The following is a 21,336-nucleotide window of genomic DNA, read 5'->3' as shown; positions in this document are numbered from 1 at the left end:
CCAAACAACTTTCGCCTGACTCACAAACCAGGCATCACAATGTGAAAGGAATTCTCATGGCCGCATCAATGACCTGCGATGGAGTGAAACGCCGCGATTTTTTGAAAATCGGTACACTCGGTTTCACTGGCTTGACCCTCTCTTCTTACCTGCGAATGGTTGATGCCGGACAGGCGAAACCGGAAAAAGCCAAATCGGCAATCTTCATCGAACTTTCCGGCGGTCCTTCCCACATGGATACGTTCGACCTCAAACCAGAATCGTCGAGTGAATATCGGGGGGAATTCAAGCCCGTTAAAACCAATGTGAGTGGCATCGAAATTTCCGAGCATCTGCCTAAACTGGCCACCTGCATGGATAAGTTCGCTCTGCTCCGCGGAGTTTCACACTCCGTCGCCGCGCATGCATTGGGACGATCTTATGTCAACACAGGCAGCCGACCTCTTCCTTCTCTGGAGTATCCCGGTTATGGAGCCGTCTTTACCAAAGAATACCCGGGGCCGGACTATTTGCCTCCTTATGTTTCTATTCCAAATTCCACCCAGAAACCAGGATTCCTGGGAGTCAAATACGCACCGTTGAACACGGGCGCCACACCGCGCCCCGGTCAACCATTTAACGTAAGAGGGATCTCACTCCGTTCCGGTCTGACAGTTGAAAATATCGAACGCCGTGAATCACTGCTGCGGGAGATTGACCAGAAATTCAGCAGCCTGGAAAAGAACTCGCAACTGATTGAAGGACTCGATCGATTCGGTCAGCAGGCACAATCGATTATCACATCGAAAAAAGCCCGGGATGCGTTTGATGTTTCGAAAGAATCACCTAACTTCGTCAAACCATTTGGTGAATCCAGCTTTGGCCAGAGCTGTTTGCTCGCTTCGCGACTGGTCGAATCAGGCGTGCGGTTCGTGACGGTCTCCATGGGAGGCTGGGATACCCACCGCAATAACTGGGATTCGCTGGAAAACCGTCTGCTGCCCCCGTTGGATGAAGGTCTGTCTGCTCTGTTCAACGGGTTGGCAGAAAAAGGTCTATTGGAGTCAACCGCCGTCTATGTGACCGGCGAATTCGGACGTACTCCCAAAATCAATACACAGCGCGGCGGTCGTGATCACTACCCACGCTGCATGTTTATGCTGATGGCCGGTGGACAGGTCAAGGGGGGACAGGTACTTGGTAAGAGTACCGCCAATGGAACAGAACCAGAAGGCGATGGATTCTCTCCCGATGACGTCGCTGCCTCTTTCTACCACAACCTGGGCATCGATTTTACTCAAGAATATCACACCAACACCGGACGGCCGATTACCATCGTTCGTGATGGTGCTGTGATCAACAAGTTATTCTCTTAACAAAAACTGACTGTGGCACTTCCCGCCAAGATCCATGTAGGATGTCTGGCATACTATAATTATTTCCTGAGGGGGAATGAGAATGTTGAAAGTATCGAAAGCGCTTGTGGCTGTAGCTTTAATTATGGCATGTGTCGCATCTGTGGATGCTGCCGAAAAAGGTGCCAAAAAGAAGAAGGGCAACAAAAAACAGGCGAACGTCACAATCCAGGCTTTGAAATTACCTGAAACGATCGAACTGAATGCTGAGCAGAAGGAAAAAGTCGAAGCGCTGAAAAAAGAGTTCACACCACAATTCGCTGCTCTCCAGAAAAAGAATCGTGAGATTCTGACAGCAGATCAAGTCAAAGCACGTCGGGCAGCAATGAAGGAAGCCAAAGATGCCGGTAAAAAAGGCAAGGAACTTCGTCAAGCCGTCAATGCTGCTCTGAATCTGACTGATGATCAGGAAAAACAAATGAAAGCCGTCACCGGAGATATTCGTAAGTTGAACGGCGAAGTGATCGGTAAACTGGAAGGCGTCTTAACTGCTGATCAGTTTGCTAAAATCAAGAAGCCTGCTAAAGGTAAGAAAAACAAAAAGAAAAACAGCTGATCTTCAGATCAAGCTGATTGATTTTCTGCGCTGAATGCATTTGCAGGCCACGAAGCCATTTGCGTTTCCCCCTGATTCAGGTTTCTGAATCGGGGGTATTTTTTTGTCCTGTCTGAATTCGTACTCGCTAAAATCGATTCAAACGTCGTAAGTTCAGAAGTAGAGGGAATTTGACGGCGTCTCCCGGCTGAAAAAGAGTTGTTTTCGGTCTCAAATCCTGATATAAACATTAGTTGATTCACTTCCGATAAATGGACGAGCTGAAGGGTCATCCCCATACCGAGTGAGGAGCAGGCTGAATGTTGCGGACTGAACCAAAAACCTGCCTGATACGATTGTCAGTTTTGATACTGCTGGTGTCAGGTCTGATGTCACCTGCCTGGAGCGCGGAAGCTGCAGGAAAAGTGAGTGACAAAGGAATTGAGTTTTTTGAATCTAAGATCCGCCCGGTCCTGATCAAACACTGTTATGAATGCCACGCCGCCGATTCCAAATCGATTCGTGGTGGTCTCTTGCTTGACACACGGGCCGGCCTCTTAAAAGGCGGCGATTCCGGAGCCGCTCTGGAACCAGGTAAACCGGCAGAAAGTATGCTGCTGGAATCATTGCGATTTGAAAGCTTTGAGATGCCTCCCTCCGGAAAGCTGTCTCCGGAAATTATTGCCGACTTTGAAACCTGGATCGAAATGGGTGCCCCGGATCCCCGGGATGGCGAAAGTAAAATCGTCAAACAAAGCATCGACATCGAAGCAGGGAAACAGTTCTGGGCTTTTCGCCCGATCACGAAACATCCTGTCCCCACTGTCACAGATGCTGCCTGGAATGAAACCGACATCGATCGTTTTATCCGGTCGCGTCAGGAACAGGAGAATCTCAAACCAGCTCCTGCCGCTTCGCGCACCACGCTGGTTCGTCGGTTGTATTACGATCTGACCGGTCTGCCTCCCACACCCGCTCAAATTGATCGCTATCTGCAGGACCAGAGTTCCACGGCAACGGAGAAGCTGGTAGACGAACTGCTGGCATCCCCTCATTTTGGCGAACGCTGGGGACGTTACTGGCTGGATATCGCCCGCTATTCCCAATCCACGGGGGGCGGCCGCTCGCTGTTATATGACTCTGCCTGGCGGTATCGAAATTACGTCATCGATTCCTTCAACGCCGATAAACCTTACGACCAGTTTATTACCGAGCAGATCGCTGGAGATCTGCTGGAAGCGCAAGACTACCAGGAACGGCGCGAACAACTGGTTGCGACTGCATTTCTGCTGCTGGGGCCGACCAACTACGAACAGCAGGATAAAGAGCAACTGCGGATGGATGTGATTGACGAACAGATCCAGACCGTCGGCCGCGCTTTTCTGTCGATGACGTTGGGCTGTGCACGCTGCCACGATCACAAGTTTGATCCCATTCCTGCTTCTGACTACTACGCGCTGGCGGGAATCTTTCGCAGCACCAAAATGCTGACGCCCGGCAATGTCTCTGGCTGGACCAAACGTCTGTTACCGCTACCGGCTCCTGATAAAGAAAAATACGATGCCTATCAGCAGACCCTGGCCAGCCTGACTTCGCAAATCAAATCAAAACAGGGTGAATTAAAACTTCTGCGAACAAACCTGAATACGATCACCCTGGATGATTCCTCTGCGACGCTGATCGGCGACTGGAAAGAATCCACTTTTTACAAAGACTTTATCGGCAAAGGATACATTCACGACCAGCACACTGCCAAAGGGAAGAAGCTGGTAAAGTTCTCTCCCCGCAAGCTCAAATCCGGTCGCTATGATGTCCAGCTGGCCTATAATTCGGCTGAATCGCGAGCTTCTCGAGTCCCGATTACGATTAAAACCCCCAAAGGGAAGCAGACCGTTTATCTGAACCAGCGAATCCAGCCGACAGACGGTGCGTTCGCATCCGTCGGCGAGTTTGAATTCTCAGGTACGGAAGACGATGAGATCATCGTTTCCAACGAAGGAACCGACGGGTTCGTAATCGTCGATGCGATCCGCTTTATCTCCGCTCCCGTCATTGCTGCTGACAAGAATCAACAGCAGGCCGCGGTCTCGGAATACAAACAGACGCTGCTGAAGATTAAAGAAACCAAACACCAGCTTGCAGCTCTCAAGACGGAAATGGAACAACACAAAAAGGCGGCCCCTCCCGAAGTTCCCGAAATCATGTCAGTTTATGAGCAGGACGAGCCAGCCGACTATCATGTATTGATTCGTGGAGATGTCCATCATCCCGGAAAACAAGTCCCTCGCGGCTTCATCACCGTCGCGCAAACAGCGAAAGCCCCCACCATCCCCGCTGATGCCAGTGGTCGCAGAGAGTTGGCCCGCTGGATTACTAATCCTCAGAACCCGTTGACGGCCCGCGTGTATGCCAATCGAATCTGGCATCACCTGTTCGGTTCCGGCCTGGTACGCACGGTTGATAATTTCGGTTTTCGTGGAGAAACACCTTCTCATCCGGAAATGCTGGATCACCTGGCTTTGAAACTGATCGAAAACGGCTGGTCGACCAAAGCCATGATTCGCGAGATTGTCCTTTCGAAAACGTATCAGCGCTCCAGCAATTCCACTGCAGAGCAGCGCGAACAGGATCCGGACAACCGGCTGTTATCTCACCAGAATCATCGCCGCCTGGATGCAGAAGCGATCCGGGATACGATTCTGTTCGTGAGTGGAAAGCTGGATTTGTCACAGCAGGGCCAGACTATCCGCCCGGATACAAAATCGGAATATGGTTACCAGTTCCATAATCAGTTTCGCAGCGTCTATGTGCCGGTCTTTCGAAACCGCCTGCATGAGTTGCTGGCCATCTTTGATTTTCCCGATCCGAATCTCTCGGTGGGACGACGTAATACCAGCACGCTTTCCACACAGGCGCTATACCTGATGAACAACCCGTTTGTGATCGAACAGGCACAGAACATCGCTCAGAGACTGCTGGAAAAATACCCCGATAATGAATCGGCCCGCATTGATGCCCTGTTTCGCATGTCCCTGGGACGACTCCCCAGCCAGGCGGAAAAAAACAATACTGTTTCCTTCCTCAAACAAACCGATGCGCAGGATTCTGCAACCGAGCTCCAGCGCTGGACCGCCTGTTGCCAGACGATTATTGCCTGCATCGATTTTCGCTATATTAAATAAACCTGGAGTGACTCCATGTTGCCACAACATCAACCTGTTTCTCGACGTCAGTTACTGGCGAGTTCTGCCTGTGGTTTTGGTTCCCTGGCGCTCAACGGCATGCTGAATTCCGCCCGCGCGAACACTCCTTCCGTCTCACAGCAGAATCCGCTGGCTCCCCAGGAACCGATGTTCCCCCCGCGTGCTAAACGCATCATCTTTATCTTCATGCAAGGCGGTCCCAGTCAGGTTGATACCTTTGATTATAAACCGCTGCTGGCGAAAAAAGATGGGGAAGAACTAGAATTCAAGGACTCCCGCAAGATCGCCAAGACGGGCGGCTATGGCAAAGAAAAGGTCATGCAGTCCCTCTGGAAGTTCCGCCAGTACGGGGAAACCGGGCACTGGGTTTCTGATCTGTTTCCGGAAATCGGCAAACAGGTGGACGATCTGTGCTTCGTGCACAGCATGCACACCAACGGCGTGGCGCATGGCCCGAGTACGCTGTTCCTGCATACGGGCACCACCAACCTGATTATGCCTTCGGTTGGTTCGTGGGTCACTTACGGACTGGGAACCGAGAACGAAAACATACCCGGCTTCATAACCATTTCTCCTTCTTCTTCGAACGGCGGCCCCCGCAATTATTCCAATGCGTTTCTGCCTTCGCATTACCAGGGGACTGCGCTGGGAAGGGCCGCCCAGCCGGCAAAAGAAGCGCGTTTTAAAAATGTCAAAAATCAACAGTGGTCCCTCGCCAAACAACGTCAGCAATTGAAACTCCTGCAGTCACTCAACCGGAGCCAGTTACAGCCGACCCAGGAAGATGACGAGCTCGCGGCGGTCGTGAATTCATTCGAGCTGGCCTTCCGAATGCAGCAGCATGCACCGGGGCTGACTGATCTGTCGGGAGAATCAAAGGCCACATTTGATATGTATGGAATCGGACAGGCAGAAACCGATGATTTTGGACGCCAGTGCCTGTTGGCCCGTCGCATGGCAGAAGCCGGGACGCGCTACATCCAGGTGAATTACGCCGACAATGGCAATACGCCCCGTTGGGACCAGCACAGCAAAATCCAGAAACACGAATTTCATGCGAAAGCAAGCGATAAGCCGGTCGCCGGATTAATCCAGGATATGAAGCAGCGTGGTCTGCTGGAAGATACACTGATCTGGTGGGGCGGGGAGTTCGGTCGTAATCCATTCAAGCAGGGTGTTGACGGCCGCGACCATAATCCCAAAGGCTTCACCCACTTCCTGTGTGGTGCGGGCGTCAAAGCTGGTTTCTCGTATGGCGCGACCGATGAATTTGGCCACGAAGCGGTCGAAAATAAAGTTCACATGCATGACATGCACGCCACGCTGCTGCACCTGCTGGGCATCAATCACGAGCGCTTAACCTATCGGCATGCGGGCCGGGATTTCCGCCTGACCGATGTCGAAGGCCGCGTTGTTTCAGAACTCTTTTCCTGAAACAATTGCTGTCACGCTCAATGAAGATTCGATGAAATCAGCCACATCTGCAGTCCGTAGACTTAATCTGTCATATCCCTGCGCGATATAACCAGACTCACAATCACCGTCAGGCTCCTGCCATTCTACAGTCCCGCTGTTTCACAGTCCAAGGCACATCATGTCCCACCACTCCTGTATCCTGTTTCTCACACTCAGCCTGCTTGGCTTCACTTTGCCAGTTCAAAATACAATCGATGCTAAGGAACCGGGCGCTCAGATTTACCAGCCGACTCCCGTTCCAGACCGAATCATGCTGACATGGAAGCAAGACCCCGCTCATGCTCAATCAGTCACCTGGCGAACCGACACTTCCGTTACAAAATGTTATGGAGAAATCGCCGTCGCTGAAGCAGGGCCGGACTTTGCCAAAACAGCGCGTCAATTCAAGGCGGAAACCAGTCAGTTGAAAACGGATCTGGGGGACTGTCATTTTCATGCGATCACATTTACCGACCTCAAACCGGACACACTCTATGCCTACCGGGTCGGTGCTGATGACATCTGGAGTGAGTGGCTGCAGTTTCGCACCTTGAGTGATCAAGACGAGCCGATTACCTTTATCTACTTCGGCGATGCACAGAATCAGATCAAATCGCTCTGGTCACGCGTGATCCGACAAGCGGTACTCACCGCTCCCGAGGCCCGTTTTCTGCTGCATGCGGGAGATCTGGTTAATCGAGGTAATAAAGATGAGGAATGGGGGGAATGGAATTATTCCGGAGGCTGGATTAACGGGATGCTGACTAATATGGCCATCCCGGGGAATCATGAGTATGACATCAATCGTGTGAACCCGACGGCTGAGGAACAGAAAACCAAAAAGAGACATCTGGCGCGACGCTGGCGACAACGATTTGAATTTCCGGAGAACGGTCCCAGTGGAATGAAAGAAACTGTCTATTATCTCGACTTCCAGGGAATACGCTTCATTGGCCTGAACTCGATGGACGACATTGAGGCACAAGCCAAATGGCTGGAAACCGTCCTCAAAGAAAACCCAAACCGCTGGACGATCATCACACATCACCACCCCATTAATTCCGTCAGTGAAGGGCGGGACAACCCGGAACTTCGCATGCATTGGCAGCCGCTCTATGACAAATATCAAGTCGACCTGGTGCTGCAGGGGCACGACCACTCTTATGGTCGCACGGGATTACAACTGCAGCGCAACACCAAACGCAAGGCATCGCATCAATCGGCTGGAGGGACAGTCTATGCTGTCTCAGTGAGTGGCCCCAAAATGTATGAGCTCAAAGCAAAGAGTGATTTTCTAAGACGGGCGGCTGATACCCAGCTCTACCAGGTGATTACTGTTGAACCAAAAGAAATTCGCTACCAGGCATTTACTGCAACAGGCACCCTGTACGATGCGTTTACGCTACGTAAGAATTCTCGTGAGGGGGGGCCGAACAAGCTGATCAATCAGATTCCCGATACGCCGGAACGGACAGGCTCTGCGAAAAAAGATTGAATCAATAAAAAACGCCCGGAAGAAATCCGGGCGTTTTAACTGTAGAGTTCAGCGGTCTATGACCAGAGCGCATCACATTTAAGCATAGCGTCTCTTAATCTAGTATACTCGGTCCAAATGGCCCTGGAGACGCTACAGTAAAACTGGACACAGTCTAGTCGACAACTTTCACACCTGTCGCACAGGGACCTTTACGACCCTGACCGACTTCGTATTCGACCATCTGACCTTCCTGAAGTTCTTCGAGTGTCACACCCTGTACTTCAGAATAATGAAAAAACAGGTCGCCCCGTTCGCCTTCAATGAACCCGAATCCGCGATCTGAAACAATTCTCTTAATCTTACCTTGTGGCATTTCTGCTCTCCAACCAAATAAACCGGTGACACACGACAGCTCACATACAGAGCCGGCGATGGTCAAATAATGAAAGCAGATAAAGCTACAAAAATCGAAGCGGATACTTACGTAGTAGGCCAGCTACGCACAATGGAGCGGGAAGAGATGAACGACCCGAAGGAGGTTATTCTACACCTTGTCTCTGCTCGTCATACTTGCATGACAGGTTTATTATACTTGGTACTGTTTTTTTGTAAAGTTCGACTAAACGGCTTTAAACTATTTCTGACAGTCCCAAAAATACTGTTCCGAACCACCAAACAGGCATGAAAACAGGAAGATATTCGCAGGGCCCCCTATTTACCGAACAACTGGTTGATCCTGCTGGTCTATTTCAAGTTGAAACGTTTGCCCAGCAGAGACCAGATAGCGAAATCCCGGCATGATTCTCTCTATCCTGTATTGATACATCAAATGATTTTCACCCACAGATCGATATAAAATTCTGTCAATGGAGCCAGAACAGGGATCGAAAACAGGGGCGTGTAAAACAAGCCAATATAATACATGCCGGGCGTCGGCCCGACAGGACTGGCGGCAAACTGCCGACAAACCGCGATGACTGGTCCCACACTCAGCAGATAGAGTGTCAGCAGGATAGCGATACTGTAGCCGCAACGACGGATGATTTTTCTGGTGAGTTCATGACTGATTTTCACAGATCCTGACTCCTCAATAAAACTGAAACAGCGGAACTGGATTCCTGCAGGGACTGATTCTCCCGGGATTACCGAGTTTCATTTCCTTAAGCGAATGAGCTCGTAATACTCAGTGTAGAAGCTCGCGAATAATTCGCTTCTGTCCAGTGCCCCAATCACAGGTGCATAGAACATTTCCAGCCGCGCATGATACGCGCGGGGCACTTGTCCGTATTGGTCTTCCAGAAAGACCAGTACCGGGCCGAAACTCAAGACATAGATCAACAGTAAAATAATTACCAATGAGCCGCATGAACGTAGTATTTTCAATTTCCTGCTCTCGGCCATGCGGAATTTCTCCAGACAAGATCAATTGAAACGTGTCTAATTATTTTAGCGGTCCTGTTTCAGAAAGATATCATAATTCTCAATATTCAGCGACAACCTGCGACACCTGCTTTCCGTTTTGGTGCCAGTTTCCTTATCGTATATGATCACAATGACGATTTCTCATCGATCGAAGTCGTCTGGAATCATTCGACAAACCAGAAATCAGCTGCTACAGTTTCTATCAGGCAATTTGAGACCTTCCCACACATATTGCCTCTGCGGATGATTGAATATGGAACCATTAGCATTCAATGAGGACTTACTGACACGTCAACCACCCCGGTGGATTGACGTTGATACGACTCTCTCACACTTTGCCATCATCACCTGCCTGGTGGACCCCGAGATCGCCCGATCGCATATGCATTCGCGCTTTGAACTGGATCTCGTTGAAGTCAACGGTCGGGAATGGGCACTGGTCTCCGTGGTTCCCTTTGTCGATCAGGACTTTCGCTTTGCCCGCATCCCGTGGCTCAAGTGGCGGTTCGGGCAGACCAACTATCGGATGTACGCAACGGATACTGAAACCGGCGAACACATCGCCTGGTTCTTTGGAACGTCACTTGCTTCCTGGACCGTCTCTGTCCCGCGATTTCTCTGGAAACTTCCCTGGCATCGGACCCGTATTGAATTTGATTGTGTCTTCGATTCTGTGTTACAGCGCTACACGACCTATCGCATGCAGGCCACGAACAGTTGGGCCGACGCGGAAGTAGATCTGATCGATACAGGCGTGCCTCCGACAGAACTCACCGGATTTGACGATCTGGAATCGGGGCTGGTACTGTTGACGCATCCACGCAAAGGCTTTTTCTATCGGCGGGATGGCCACCTCGGTTCTTATTCCATCTGGCACGATCGACTACAGACGACCGTCGGCCAGGTTCAAACAGCCCGTTTCGAGCTGCTCACCGAACTGGGTCTGGCAGAACCGGGCGAGGCACTCCATGTACACAGCGTTCTGATCCAGCACCAGACCGAATTCACGATCTATCTGCCCCCGCATCGTGTGGAATCAACGATGGTGTGAACTGGAACTGCTGACTCACAGCATCATACACAAGTGTGTCTGCTTCGATTTCAAAACTGGTCAAATAATGAGCCGGACTGGGGCAGAAACAGGCTGCTGTAGAGGCGGCTGGCATACAGGTCGGTCATCCCCGAGACATAGTCAGACAGGACCCGTTTCGAGTTAGATGTTTTATAAAGCTCATACTCGTCCGGCTTCAGCAGTCGCTCCGGATTTTCCAGCAGGGCCTCGAACAGTTTGTCGACGATCATCTGGCCCTTGATTTCCAGAATCTGATTTTGACGCTGACGGATCACATGCTTGAGGACAAACGTTTTGAGGATATCAAGAATGGCAGCCGAGTCGTCTTTGAGGCAGGCATTATAACGGATCAACTCATGTTCGCCTGACTGCAGATCCCGGATTTCGGTATCGCGAATCAGTCCCCCCACGATGTTGCTGATGCCGTGCTTGAGCTGTTTATGCGAACCGGAAAACAGCTTTTCCGTATAACGGGTGACGACATCCGCCAGGTAAGAGTCTTCAAACGACTGAACCTGCTCCATGACTTCGGCATCCCAGATCTTCTGCGACACGAGTCCCAGCGCGATGGCATCTTCCAGGTCGTGCACGCCATAGGCAATGTCGTCTGCCAGTTCCATGATCGAGGTATCGAATGACTTGCGGACCGTTTTCGCATGACCACCCGGTTTTGTCTTGATCTCTGAGAGGATCGCTTTATCACTGGCGGAGAAGGGCTGCAGAATCCAGGCCAGGAGATCGGCGTCATCATCGTGAATACATTTGGGGGGACGATAGAGCGAGAGTTTCGAGGGAGAATCGTCGCTGTGGTTCTGCAGTTTTTCATAATTGGCCACCTGCGAATGCGTGGCGGGATATTTTAACAGGCCCAGCAGGGTTCGTCGGGTGAGGTCCAGACCATGATGATCGGAAAACTCACCCAGGCGGCAGACGATGCGTAGCGTCTGTCCGTTCCCTTCGAAGCCGCCATCCTGGTGCATGTGTTTATTCAGCGAATATTCGCCGCCATGCCCGTAGGGGGGATGTCCCAGGTCATGCGCCAGGCAGACCGCTTCGATCAGACTGCTGGAGGGGATCAGAGTGGAAAGCTGTTTCTGAGGAGAAGAGAACCGGAGATGCGAGGCAATACTGGCGCCGATCTGTGCCACTTCAAGGGAATGTGTAAGACGCGTGCGGTAAAAATCGCTGTCTCCCAGCGAAAAGACCTGCGTTTTGGACTGCAGCCGGCGAAACGCGGACGAATGAATAATCCGGGCTTTATCTCGCAGGAACTGTGATTCAAAGTTCTCCGAGTCGGGATCGTTAAACGTTTTTCGAGGGTGCCCCTCTTCATCCTCACGTCTGCGTAATATCCAGTGATCTTCCATCGTAGCCCTGAAGCGGTTTTCCTGTGAATTGGTGGTCTTGTTATGTCAGCACGGTGCAGGATTATACACACATCCGGTTCAAATCAGAAGCATGGCCAGAGCAGGGGACCGATCACTGAATTTTTGAGAGCCGAATCTGCTCAGATCAACCTTAACCAGAGATCAACGTAAGACTGGAACAGACTTCGATACGAGGCACTGCACTCGGTAGGCCAGCTTAAGGGAGCATACAGGAAATTGACAAGGCGAATCTGATCGGGGGACATGTAACCCGTGGAATAACTGAAAATGGCAATCACGGGGCCGACACTGAGCACATAAATCAGAATAAACAGCCCCAGCATGCAACAGAGCGAACGCAGAATACTGGTGACCTTCGTTTGTTGATGTGCAGGCATGTTCGGATTCCCCTTAGAGTTGCTGATCAGGCAGATAGTTTAATCAAATCGGGAATCCACGTAAGAGCAATCGCTGTTTTCAGCGCAGGTAGCGGATGAATTCACTCATAGAACAGGCCGCGAAGCTTACGAAACAAGCCTGCTCCAGAAGGGGATATCCCGATGCGCAGCGACGTATTGTGCCTCTGTAAATTCGGCATAGCGTTCCCCCGCATACCAGCCTTCTTCGTGCTCACCGAACTCCTGCTCGAAATAATCCCAGAGATTCTGACCGTAATAGATGATGTCGGTCTGATGCACCGAAAAGACGGGATTACCGGCTTCACGAGGCGCTGCGGGTATGTAGCGGTGACCATACACGGGAATCAATGTGGGAGCCTGTGACACATACCGGTGTGCCACTTCCATCGCTGCCTGGAGCACATCCGGTTTCTTGCCCCATTCATCTAACCAGAACGCGTTGTGTTCGATATCAAAGACCATCCCCTCCCAGGGCCAGTCGAATCGCTTTTGCAGATCACTTTGATTTCCTGCTCGCCAGTCGGGGAAGGGTTGTCGATTGCCTGCTGTTTTCGTGGAAGCCGGCAAGGCAGTTTGCAGAAACGCTCGTAAGTCGGGAGGGAAACGGAAGCCAAACGTCGTTTCTGTCTGTTCTACTTCCTGATCTGTAAGCCCCGGTTCGAAGTGAACGCCCTGGCTCTGCAGCAGGTCGACCGCTGTGCGAATTTCAGATTCAAACAGGCTACTCATCAGTTCCGTTTTCTTTTAATCGGCTACTGATCTCATCCCGCATTTGCTGCTGGTCCTGTATGACTGCCTTTATGATTTTTGCCGCCTCGGTATCTTTTTCTTTCAGCGCATCGACGGCCAATGCCAGCTGTTTCTGATTCGCAGTTAACAGATCTAATACGTTTTGATCGCGATCTGAAATGACCTTTGTGATTTCTTCGATCTGCTCCTCTAAGACAGTTGTCTGATATTCCAGCGTTTTGAGTTGTGCTTTGATGCCTGGCTCAGAATGGCAGGCAACAGCACCTGGCAGGAACAGGGCCACTAAAAACAGGGTTGCATATTATGTTTTCATTCTTGTTTCCCGACAGTTCCCACTCAGACGATTTAAGTAATGTGATTTTCACTGCCCATGCTAACCACTTTTTGAAACCCGGAACAGCCTTCGATCCAGTGAGACGTATTTTGAAAGTAACCGATAGTCACGCCGGCTGGACTTGAACTTCGTGATCTGGTCCCAGAATGCACAGAAAAAACAGCAAAGAAGGCGGCATACAAATCCAGATCAGAAACACGAATAATATCGATACATCGGCTCCGAAAAATCCGAGAATGGAACTATTATTCCTGTTTTTTGCAGGAGCGGAATAACGTTGCTTTACGAAGTATGCCGAGTCATAAGCAATGCCTAGATCAGCAATGGATTGAAAGGGGGACACAACTTCCTCAAATGGCCGGACTTCTGAACTGGGTGACTGAAGAAGCGCCAGCAGAATTGTGGCGAGCCCTATAGGAATAAAGTACAGGAATAAATGTAGTGTGAAACCGGTTAACAGCGCGATGAACAGACAGGTAACTAACAGAGCTTCTGCGACAGGCTGTGTCCAGAGTCGGTAAGGGGCAGCTTTCCAGGAAACCGTTGAATTGGAATCCAGGAGCAGCAGCAGGCGATGAATGTAATCCCAATCCTGTTTTGATAGAGTGCTCGCAGCATTCTCTGAGTAATACGAGAGCTCTAACGAAACATGATAAATAGCTTGATCAGCGGAAATGTAATTTTCTAATTGACACTTTTCGAAATCAGAAGCATCTGCTCGTCCATCAAGATAACGGCGTATCAGTGCCGCCAGCTGGTTGCGTCTTTCACGATCAATCATCGTCTGTCTTCCCGTTTGTCTTCCCGTTTTGAGAGGGGACTCAAAAAAAGATTCAGCAGCGCACGTCGTAAAACAGGGAGTAGCAGTTGACGGTACCAGCCTGATCGTAAACGGCCATGATCAATTCCCCCGGATTTTTGAACTGGATCTGTCCTTCCTCTTTGCCACACTTCCAGTAGAGTCCCCCTCTGCGGGTAAAGTCGTCCTGATCGGCATTGGCCCGGAAGATCCGCATCGACGCCGGCAGCATGCTGACTCCTTCCTTGAGATCGGTCGGTTTTCGCAGGGCCGAGGTGAAAAAGAGACGGTATCCAGATGGCGTGGTCTTGAAAGTCCGCTGAGCCGTGAACATGAACCGGGCCGGATTTTCGAGGGCATCCTGCAGCATTTTGTCTTCCGGCTGAGCGGTCTCCGCGCCCGCAGCATCTTGTGCTGCCAGTGCCCCCATACCCAGACCGAGCCCTGCGACCATTTTGACGGCATCTCTTCTACTTAAATCACTCATGTCTGTCTCCCGATGGCCAGGCATCGATCGCCTGTCAAATCGTTGTGAAAGAAACTGTTCCTCTGATCGAACCACGTGTCTATTGAGACTGTTATTTCTGCCTGAATCATATCAGACAGCGGACAGCATTCAACGTTATTCCGCGGGAGGTTTGTAATGGGAGAGAAACAACTGATAGTTCACTTTCGACTTGGAACTGGTCCTGGTCGATCCCTGTGTGCTATCTGAGTCTATTTCAAACCTGCCGACCCAGGTCTCTGTGTTGAGTTTCACTGCGACTGTCGTTTGGATTTCACTTCGATCCAGTACGGGTTCGGTGATGACGGTGCCATCCCTGTCGATGGAAACGGGCACGACATTCCCCACATCAAGCAGTCGCTGGTAGTGCAGGCGTACTTTTAATTCCCCTTCTTCAGCATAGAATTTGCCCGACAGCAGTTGTGTCTCCGGACCGGTTTTGACTTTGCTGTGAAACAGTTCATTGAGGCGCGCCACCACTTCGATACTTTGCATGACTTTCTCCTGAGGGGACTCCTCGGCAGATTTGTCATAACCGACTGCGTCCAGCCGCAGCAGGTAGAGATCCTCGGCTGCTGCAGTTACGCAGATGCTGAAAAAGCTGAGCATGAGTAAGATTGTTATTTTCATCGGAACTCCATTTCCTGTCAGAAGCCAGGTGGTGCTACAGAATGCGGTGCCAGAACTCGACGTATTTACCAGCGATTTTCAATATTAAATCACTGCTGTTTACTGCCCAGGTTATGGGAGCATAGAAATACTTGAGACGTTCAATCGTTTCAGGAGAGACATCACCTCGCAGACCCGAAGGAGTCGATAAATATCCGGAAACAGGCCCGACACTCAGGACATACACAACCAGCAGCAGAGGAAGCGCCCCGGACAGAAAACGCATGAGGATGAATCTTTTATTTCCCGACATCGGAAGGCCTCCTGTGGTCATCTATGTGAACGGTTCTATTTTAGTCGATCTCATCCAAAACGTAACCGCAATTTCTGAAAAAGCGTGCCCCAGGTGCAGTGCACGGTGTTCCTGTTACGGGGAACAGGCCCCATTGGCTGTTTTCGTGTCAGTTCGTGTTTTTCGTGGCAGAAGCAATGAATTCGGTGGTTTCATCGGTTCCCGTAACGGCGTGAACCGGTTCGAACATCGTCAGGCGGGAGGAGCTTACGAAGCCGTATCCTGCGGCAGGGGAAGTCGGTAACTTGAAACCTGGTTGTGCGATTGCTTTGACAGTTTCCTGTTGTCAGCGACACCCCCGGATTGTATCCGGGGGCACCCTTTCTTTCATTTACATCAGCCGTACGGCATTAGCCGCGGTTCTGACATATCTCGGTAAACGAACCGGAGCTAACGCTTAATGGCTCATCGGGAACGTTTTATAGTTAATAACGCCGACACCTATGGAATCCTGCTTTTTCATCAGTCAGTGGTTCGCGATTTTCATCTGCGAGGATCGGAGCTGATCTTTATAATTCGCTGTGAGCCAGGTTGGGGAGCCTTGATCTTAATTACGGTCGGGTGAGCCCCAACAGTGCCATCTGACGATCATGAATACTTAGGATGGGAAACTCGGTTCTGTATGAACGAGACAGCTGCAACCTCCTGCTCGCGGTGCTCGCCCCGGATTGCATCCGGGGTTACCCGTTTATGATGCTGCGTGAAAAGCGGAATCTGATTATCCCACCATCACTGTCGGACGGTTTGTTTTTCGATATTTTTCTACCACGAAAAGCACGAAACCACACGAAATTTCGGTAACTTTACTACAGGATCAACGAAGAAGCATGATGGATTGTTTCAACCCAATCTTTAGTTTTGTTATTTGTGTGATCGCTGATTTCAGGATCAGCCTTATTTCCGTGTACGTGAGAATATTTTCTGCCGGGGCGCGGGGGTGTCAAGGAGAGTTGAACAGAATCGGGTGGCGATATTTGTTGACAGGGGTCCGATATATTGCGACGCCGGGGCGGTTTCGGGGCGAAACTCTGCGATGTGCGGCGACCCGCAGGCATACATTGGGAACAGGTGCTGTTATGAGAACTGATTATCTGGAAAAAAGGGGCTGTTTTATGGTGAAGATCAGGAACAAGCGACGCGTGTTTCAGTGCACTGTAAACTGGGCACGCGCGCGACACAATTCAGCGTTTATCGCTGTTGGCGCGGCGGAGTCAAGTCGATTTGATGCAGTGAAATTGACGCAGTGCACATCGAGAGCCGGAACTATTTATAAAGTTCCGGTCTGGGCTTGAGCTGCTCGGAAAATTCGTGAGAATTCTCACAGAGATACGAGGTGTAGTGGTTACTGCCTCTTAATATTTTGACAGGGGGTGCGTCGCATTCTGGGCATTTCGCCTCAGAGTGAAAGATCGAATTCAGGCAACGATTATTTTTACATACCAGTTTTTCGGACGCTTCTGCATCAGAATTGATATTCACCATGGTCTGAAAACAGGCAGGACAAGTGAGCATCTTGTCTAACTCCTTGATTGACCCTTTATAAAAAAAGCCTGGAACCCCCGCGTTTATTAATTATAACCCGAAACTTGAAAGCAGGACATTAATGCCCCCCACATGAGCCGGATATAAAATAAAAAGCCCTGGGGTTGCCACAAATGCAGCAAACACAAGGCTTCAAAGTGCCCCCGCTAGGAATCGAACCTAGAACCTACTGATTAAGAGTCAGTTGCTCTGCCGATTGAGCTACAAGGGCGTTATTGTCTTGCGTATTCTAGTTCGGTGTAAATCATCCGGCAAGAGTACGCGGCATCTTCTCTCTGGTGATAAGAATAATTATCGTCCGAGAGGTCGTTCAACATCGATAAACTTATTTGAAAATCAGGAGTCGGCTGCGATTTCACAGCCGACTCCTGCATATAATCTGAACTTCCGTTAAACGGGCCGGGATCAGATCTGATCCAGAGCCTGTTTGAGATCATTGATCAGGTCTTCCTGATCTTCGGTTCCGACGGACAGCCTGATGAAATCAGGTGTGACGCCGGAGCTGGCCTGTTCTTCCGGCGTTAACTGCTGATGCGTTGTGCTGGAAGGATGAATAATCAAGGATTTACTGTCTCCCACGTTGGCCAGATGTGAGAACAGCTTGACGCTGTTAATCAGCTTCACACCATTGGCCTGCTGTTCTTCAGGAGTTGCTCCCTGAATACCAAAGCCGAAGACAGCCCCGGCTCCCTTGGGTAAATACTTCTGAGCCAGTTTGTAGGACGGATGTGATTCCAGACCGGCATAGTTGACCCAGGAGACCTTGGGATGGCTATCCAGGAATTTCGCGACAGCCATGGCGTTCTGGCTGTGACGCTCCATTCGCAGGTGCAGCGTTTCCAGCCCCTGCAGGAACTGGAAGGCGTTGAACGGACTCATAGCCGGTCCCAGATCCCGTAGCAGTTGCACGCGGATCTTCAGGACATAGGCGATATTCATGCCACCAAAGGTCTCATAGAATTTAAGACCATGATAGCTGGGATCGGGTTCGGTCATGCCCGGGAATTTTCCATTATCCCAGGGGAAGCCCCCTTTTTCGATGATGATTCCGCCGATCGAAGTCCCGTGACCACCAATGAATTTGGTACAGGATGCTACAATAATATCGGCTCCATGCTCAAAGGGACGAACCAGAGCAGGGGAGGCCAGCGTCGTATCCACGATCAGTGGGATACCTGCTTCGTGGGCGATCTCGGCGATGGCTTCGAAGTCGGGAATGTCACAGCGGGGATTGCCGATGGCTTCGACATAGACGCAGCGGGTATTTTCGTCGATGGCATTCTTGAAGTTCTCGGGATCGCTCTGATCGACGAACTTGGTCTGAATACCAAATTTGGGGAATGTGTAGTGGAACAGATTGTAGGTTCCGCCATACAGACTGGATGAGGAAACAATGTTCTGACCGGACTCGACGATGTTCAGAATCGCCAGAGTTTCTGCTGCCTGACCGGAGGCAACCGCCAGAGCGCCGGCTCCTCCTTCGAGCAGCGCGAGTCGTTTTTCGAGCACGTCACAGGTGGGATTCATCAGGCGGGAGTAGATGTTTCCGAATTCCTGCAGTCCAAACAGTCTGGCTGCGTGATCAGTATCGTTGAATGTGTAGGAGGTTGTCTGGTAAATCGGAACGGCGCGGGAGTTGGTCGCGCTATCGGGTTCCTGGCCGCCATGCAGACACAGAGTCGCTAGTTTCAATGCTTCGGCATCCATTGTTAATACCTTCTTATTTGATAATTCTTCAGGCTTGTTTAAGCACATTTGCTTTCAAGGGAACTCACCCATCGGAAAAACACGATTGGATTCGGCAGAATGATCCGAGATGAGTTGGAAAGAGGCAGTTTTACTGTTAAAAAGGCCTCGATTAGTAATGAGCCATCGTATCGATGTTGATCGTAAAAAACAATTCGCCGGCCTGTGTTCGCTGTTAGCCAGACTTAAGCATGAAAACTACCATTATTTCCAGACTTACGTTGAAATCAGGTACTATTTCCAGATTTACGAAGATTAGATTTTCGTTGCTAATTCCACTTTTCTACAATGAATGATACTCTGAACAGAGAACTCTGTATTCCTATCTCAAATTGCTGCCCCCCCTGGCGAAGAAGGTACAACTATGAGACTCTTATTATCTGTGAAACTGTCGGCTTGTCTAATGTCTGCTCTGGCTGTCTGCTTAGTCAGTCTGACACCAACGTTTGGAAAAGCCCCTGAGAAAACCACTCCCGATCAACCGGGGCTCGTCATGCAGGAATTTATCTACGATCAGGCTCCCTTTCCATCGTGTCATGCTTCGACGATCGCTGAGACCCCTGAAGGCATGGTTTGTGCATTTTTTGGTGGAACGGCTGAGAAGAACCCGGACGTCGAAATCTGGCTGTCACGTAACCAGGGAAATGGCTGGTCGGCTCCTGTCAGTGTTGCTGATGGCGTCAAAGATGCTTCGAAACGCTGGCCTTGCTGGAACCCGGTTCTGTTTCAGACGAAGCCCGGGACTTTGTTGCTGTTTTATAAGGTCGGTCCCAATCCGAGTGAATGGTGGGGCATGCTGAAGATTTCTCACGATCATGGTAAGACCTGGGGCAAAGCCCGGCGTCTGCCTGATGGATTTGTCGGCCCGGTGAAAAACAAGCCGTTCCTGTTATCTGATGGCACATTACTCTGCCCGGCCAGTACGGAGCATGATGGCTGGCAGTTACAGATGGAATGGACGCCTGATCTGGGTAAAACCTGGCATCGAACGGGTCCATTAAACGATGGACGTGAAATTGGTGCAATCCAGCCTTCGGTACTGAAATATGGAGACAAACTGCAGATTCTCTGTCGCAGTCGCCAGGGTAAGATTGTGGAAGCCTGGTCTGACGACAATGGTCGTTCCTGGAGCAAAGTAACGCCGACTTCACTGCCTAACCCCAACAGTGGAACCGATGCCGTTACTCTGAAAGATGGCCGGGCGCTGCTGGTTTACAATCCCACGAAAAAGGGACGCAGCCCGCTGCATGTCGCGATTTCCGATGATGGCAAACACTGGAAAACCGGACTGGTTCTGGAAGACAAGAAGGGGGAATACTCTTATCCGGCTGTGATCCAGACGTCAGATGGGAAGGTACATATTACTTACACCTGGAGACGCGAACTGGTCAAGCACGTGGTCATTGATCCCGACCAGCTGGAACTCAAAGAGATTGATTGAGAGGCGGAGAAATTGGCTGAAGTAAATCAGGTTTCTCCTCCCCGCAGTAATCGCAGGAATTTTCTCTGGATTCTTTTTCAATGGATCCTGCAGGTTTTCTTTGCGATCTGGCTACGCTATCAGTCGCGGGGCAAGGAGAATTTACCGGCTGAGGGAGGCGGCCTGCTGGTCAGTAATCACCAGAGTTTTCTAGATCCACTATTGATTGGCCTGCCTCTCAGCAGGCCCGTCAGCTTTATGGCCCGGGATTCGCTGTTTCGGATCCCGATTCTGGGGCCATTCATGCGATATGAATTCGTGATACCGATCAGTCGCAAGGCTGCCAGCTCGCAGAGTTTTCGTGCAGCGATACTGAATATCGAGAGTGGGAATTACGTCGGAATCTTTCCGGAGGGAACACGAACCACCGATGGGTCGGTCCAACGTTTCAAACCGGGATTTCTGGCTCTACTGAAACGGACTGAGGTCGCGATCTACCCGATTGGAATCGCAGGTGCTTTTCGCGCGCTGCCACGGGGGGCGTACTTTCTGCGTCCCCGCTCGGTACGGGTTGTTTTTGGAGAACCAATTTCTGCAGAACAGATTCGGGAATTCTGTGAACGGGGTGCAGAAAAAGATCTTTTGGAACTGACACACCAGCGGGTGATCGCATGTCAGCAGCAGGCTGAGTCCTGGGTGAATCCTGATCTGACCAGTTAATTTCTAGCCAGCTGTTTTCTCGCCGAGAAGGGATTGTCAATCTCAGTCATCTCGACTATGTTTCTCGTAAGATTGATTGATTTTTCACCCCCACTGTCTTGTCAGACCTGGAATGACTCGTTGGCCGACATAGTCCGCACGCTCGTTGTCGTGCTTACCTGACGGCAAATGCCCCTCAATACAGGATTGATGTACCACTACTTCTACTCCAGCTC

At 50.6% G+C, this 21,336-nt stretch carries 19 protein-coding genes and 1 tRNA gene; 8 read left to right on the top strand and 12 right to left on the bottom strand.

The window, feature by feature from the left end; translation table 11 throughout:
- Positions 1–56: 56 nt before the first annotated feature.
- From ACN0YH_RS00205 to ACN0YH_RS00185, 5 genes are all read left to right on the top strand, one after another.
- A complete protein-coding gene (locus tag ACN0YH_RS00205; RefSeq protein ID WP_417377538.1) occupies positions 57–1,355 on the top strand; it encodes a DUF1501 domain-containing protein in 1,299 nt (432 codons plus the stop codon).
- A gap of 82 nt (positions 1,356–1,437) precedes the next feature.
- Positions 1,438–1,950, top strand: a complete 513-nt coding sequence (locus tag ACN0YH_RS00200) for a hypothetical protein (protein ID WP_417377537.1) — start codon at positions 1,438–1,440, stop codon at positions 1,948–1,950.
- A gap of 299 nt (positions 1,951–2,249) precedes the next feature.
- Positions 2,250–5,111 carry a DUF1553 domain-containing protein gene (locus ACN0YH_RS00195; RefSeq protein WP_417377536.1) on the top strand — a complete coding sequence of 954 codons (2,862 nt, stop codon included), beginning with the start codon at positions 2,250–2,252 and terminating at the stop codon, positions 5,109–5,111.
- Between the two features lie 15 nt (positions 5,112–5,126).
- Entirely contained in the window at positions 5,127–6,566 is a 1,440-nt protein-coding gene (locus tag ACN0YH_RS00190; protein WP_417377535.1) for a DUF1501 domain-containing protein, read from the top strand.
- A gap of 160 nt (positions 6,567–6,726) precedes the next feature.
- Positions 6,727–8,082, top strand: coding sequence for a fibronectin type III domain-containing protein (locus tag ACN0YH_RS00185; protein WP_417377534.1), 1,356 nt, complete (start codon positions 6,727–6,729; stop codon positions 8,080–8,082).
- 154 nt (positions 8,083–8,236) lie between these two features.
- Here the strand turns inward: ACN0YH_RS00185 and ACN0YH_RS00180 are convergent, their stop codons facing one another.
- Together ACN0YH_RS00180 and ACN0YH_RS00175 are read right to left on the bottom strand one after the other, a co-directional pair.
- The gene (locus tag ACN0YH_RS00180) at positions 8,237–8,437 is read right to left on the bottom strand and encodes a cold-shock protein (RefSeq protein WP_002646585.1); all 201 of its coding nucleotides are present in this window, start codon (positions 8,435–8,437) and stop codon (positions 8,237–8,239) included.
- Between the two features lie 452 nt (positions 8,438–8,889).
- On the bottom strand, positions 8,890–9,138 hold the full coding sequence (locus ACN0YH_RS00175) for a hypothetical protein (RefSeq protein WP_417377533.1): 249 nt from the start codon (positions 9,136–9,138) through the stop codon (positions 8,890–8,892).
- A 601-nt stretch (positions 9,139–9,739) separates the two neighbouring features.
- Between ACN0YH_RS00175 and ACN0YH_RS00170 the strand changes: the two genes are divergently transcribed.
- Positions 9,740–10,537 (top strand): DUF2071 domain-containing protein, encoded by a 798-nt coding sequence (locus ACN0YH_RS00170; RefSeq protein ID WP_417377532.1) that lies wholly within the window; start codon positions 9,740–9,742, stop codon positions 10,535–10,537.
- Between the two features lie 50 nt (positions 10,538–10,587).
- Here the strand turns inward: ACN0YH_RS00170 and ACN0YH_RS00165 are convergent, their stop codons facing one another.
- The 10 genes from ACN0YH_RS00165 to ACN0YH_RS00120 all read right to left on the bottom strand — a co-directional run bounded on the left by ACN0YH_RS00165 (position 10,588) and on the right by ACN0YH_RS00120 (position 18,942).
- Positions 10,588–11,925 (bottom strand): anti-phage deoxyguanosine triphosphatase, encoded by a 1,338-nt coding sequence (locus tag ACN0YH_RS00165; RefSeq protein ID WP_417377531.1) that lies wholly within the window; start codon positions 11,923–11,925, stop codon positions 10,588–10,590.
- 140 nt (positions 11,926–12,065) lie between these two features.
- On the bottom strand, positions 12,066–12,323 hold the full coding sequence (locus ACN0YH_RS00160) for a hypothetical protein (RefSeq protein ID WP_417377530.1): 258 nt from the start codon (positions 12,321–12,323) through the stop codon (positions 12,066–12,068).
- Between the two features lie 126 nt (positions 12,324–12,449).
- Positions 12,450–13,073, bottom strand: coding sequence for an SMI1/KNR4 family protein (locus ACN0YH_RS00155; RefSeq protein ID WP_417377529.1), 624 nt, complete (start codon positions 13,071–13,073; stop codon positions 12,450–12,452).
- Entirely contained in the window at positions 13,066–13,377 is a 312-nt protein-coding gene (locus ACN0YH_RS00150) for a hypothetical protein (RefSeq protein WP_417377528.1), read from the bottom strand. The genes ACN0YH_RS00155 and ACN0YH_RS00150 overlap by 8 nt, the downstream gene beginning before the upstream one ends.
- 157 nt (positions 13,378–13,534) lie before the next feature.
- Entirely contained in the window at positions 13,535–14,209 is a 675-nt protein-coding gene (locus ACN0YH_RS00145; protein ID WP_417377527.1) for a hypothetical protein, read from the bottom strand.
- Between the two features lie 52 nt (positions 14,210–14,261).
- Positions 14,262–14,714, bottom strand: coding sequence for a hypothetical protein (locus ACN0YH_RS00140; RefSeq protein WP_417377526.1), 453 nt, complete (start codon positions 14,712–14,714; stop codon positions 14,262–14,264).
- A 135-nt stretch (positions 14,715–14,849) separates the two neighbouring features.
- On the bottom strand, positions 14,850–15,362 hold the full coding sequence (locus ACN0YH_RS00135; RefSeq protein WP_417377525.1) for a hypothetical protein: 513 nt from the start codon (positions 15,360–15,362) through the stop codon (positions 14,850–14,852).
- A 34-nt stretch (positions 15,363–15,396) separates the two neighbouring features.
- A complete protein-coding gene (locus ACN0YH_RS00130) occupies positions 15,397–15,654 on the bottom strand; it encodes a hypothetical protein (RefSeq protein WP_417377524.1) in 258 nt (85 codons plus the stop codon).
- A gap of 1,719 nt (positions 15,655–17,373) precedes the next feature.
- A tRNA-Lys gene (locus ACN0YH_RS00125) sits at positions 17,374–17,446 on the bottom strand.
- A gap of 194 nt (positions 17,447–17,640) precedes the next feature.
- Positions 17,641–18,942: an O-acetylhomoserine aminocarboxypropyltransferase/cysteine synthase family protein gene (locus ACN0YH_RS00120; RefSeq protein ID WP_417377523.1), complete on the bottom strand. Its 1,302-nt coding sequence runs from the start codon at positions 18,940–18,942 to the stop codon at positions 17,641–17,643.
- A 403-nt stretch (positions 18,943–19,345) separates the two neighbouring features.
- Here ACN0YH_RS00120 and ACN0YH_RS00115 point away from each other — a divergent pair, with 403 nt between their 5' ends.
- Together ACN0YH_RS00115 and ACN0YH_RS00110 are read left to right on the top strand one after the other, a co-directional pair.
- Positions 19,346–20,422 carry a sialidase family protein gene (locus ACN0YH_RS00115; protein ID WP_417377522.1) on the top strand — a complete coding sequence of 359 codons (1,077 nt, stop codon included), beginning with the start codon at positions 19,346–19,348 and terminating at the stop codon, positions 20,420–20,422.
- 12 nt (positions 20,423–20,434) lie between these two features.
- A complete protein-coding gene (locus ACN0YH_RS00110) occupies positions 20,435–21,121 on the top strand; it encodes a lysophospholipid acyltransferase family protein (protein ID WP_417377521.1) in 687 nt (228 codons plus the stop codon).
- The last annotated feature ends 215 nt before the right edge of the window (positions 21,122–21,336 follow it).

This window comes from Gimesia sp., from assembly GCF_048262075.1.
Lineage (GTDB): Bacteria > Planctomycetota > Planctomycetia > Planctomycetales > Planctomycetaceae > Gimesia.
The sequence above is the reverse complement of the archived record's forward strand: the minus strand, read 5'-3'. Positions and strand labels throughout refer to the sequence as shown.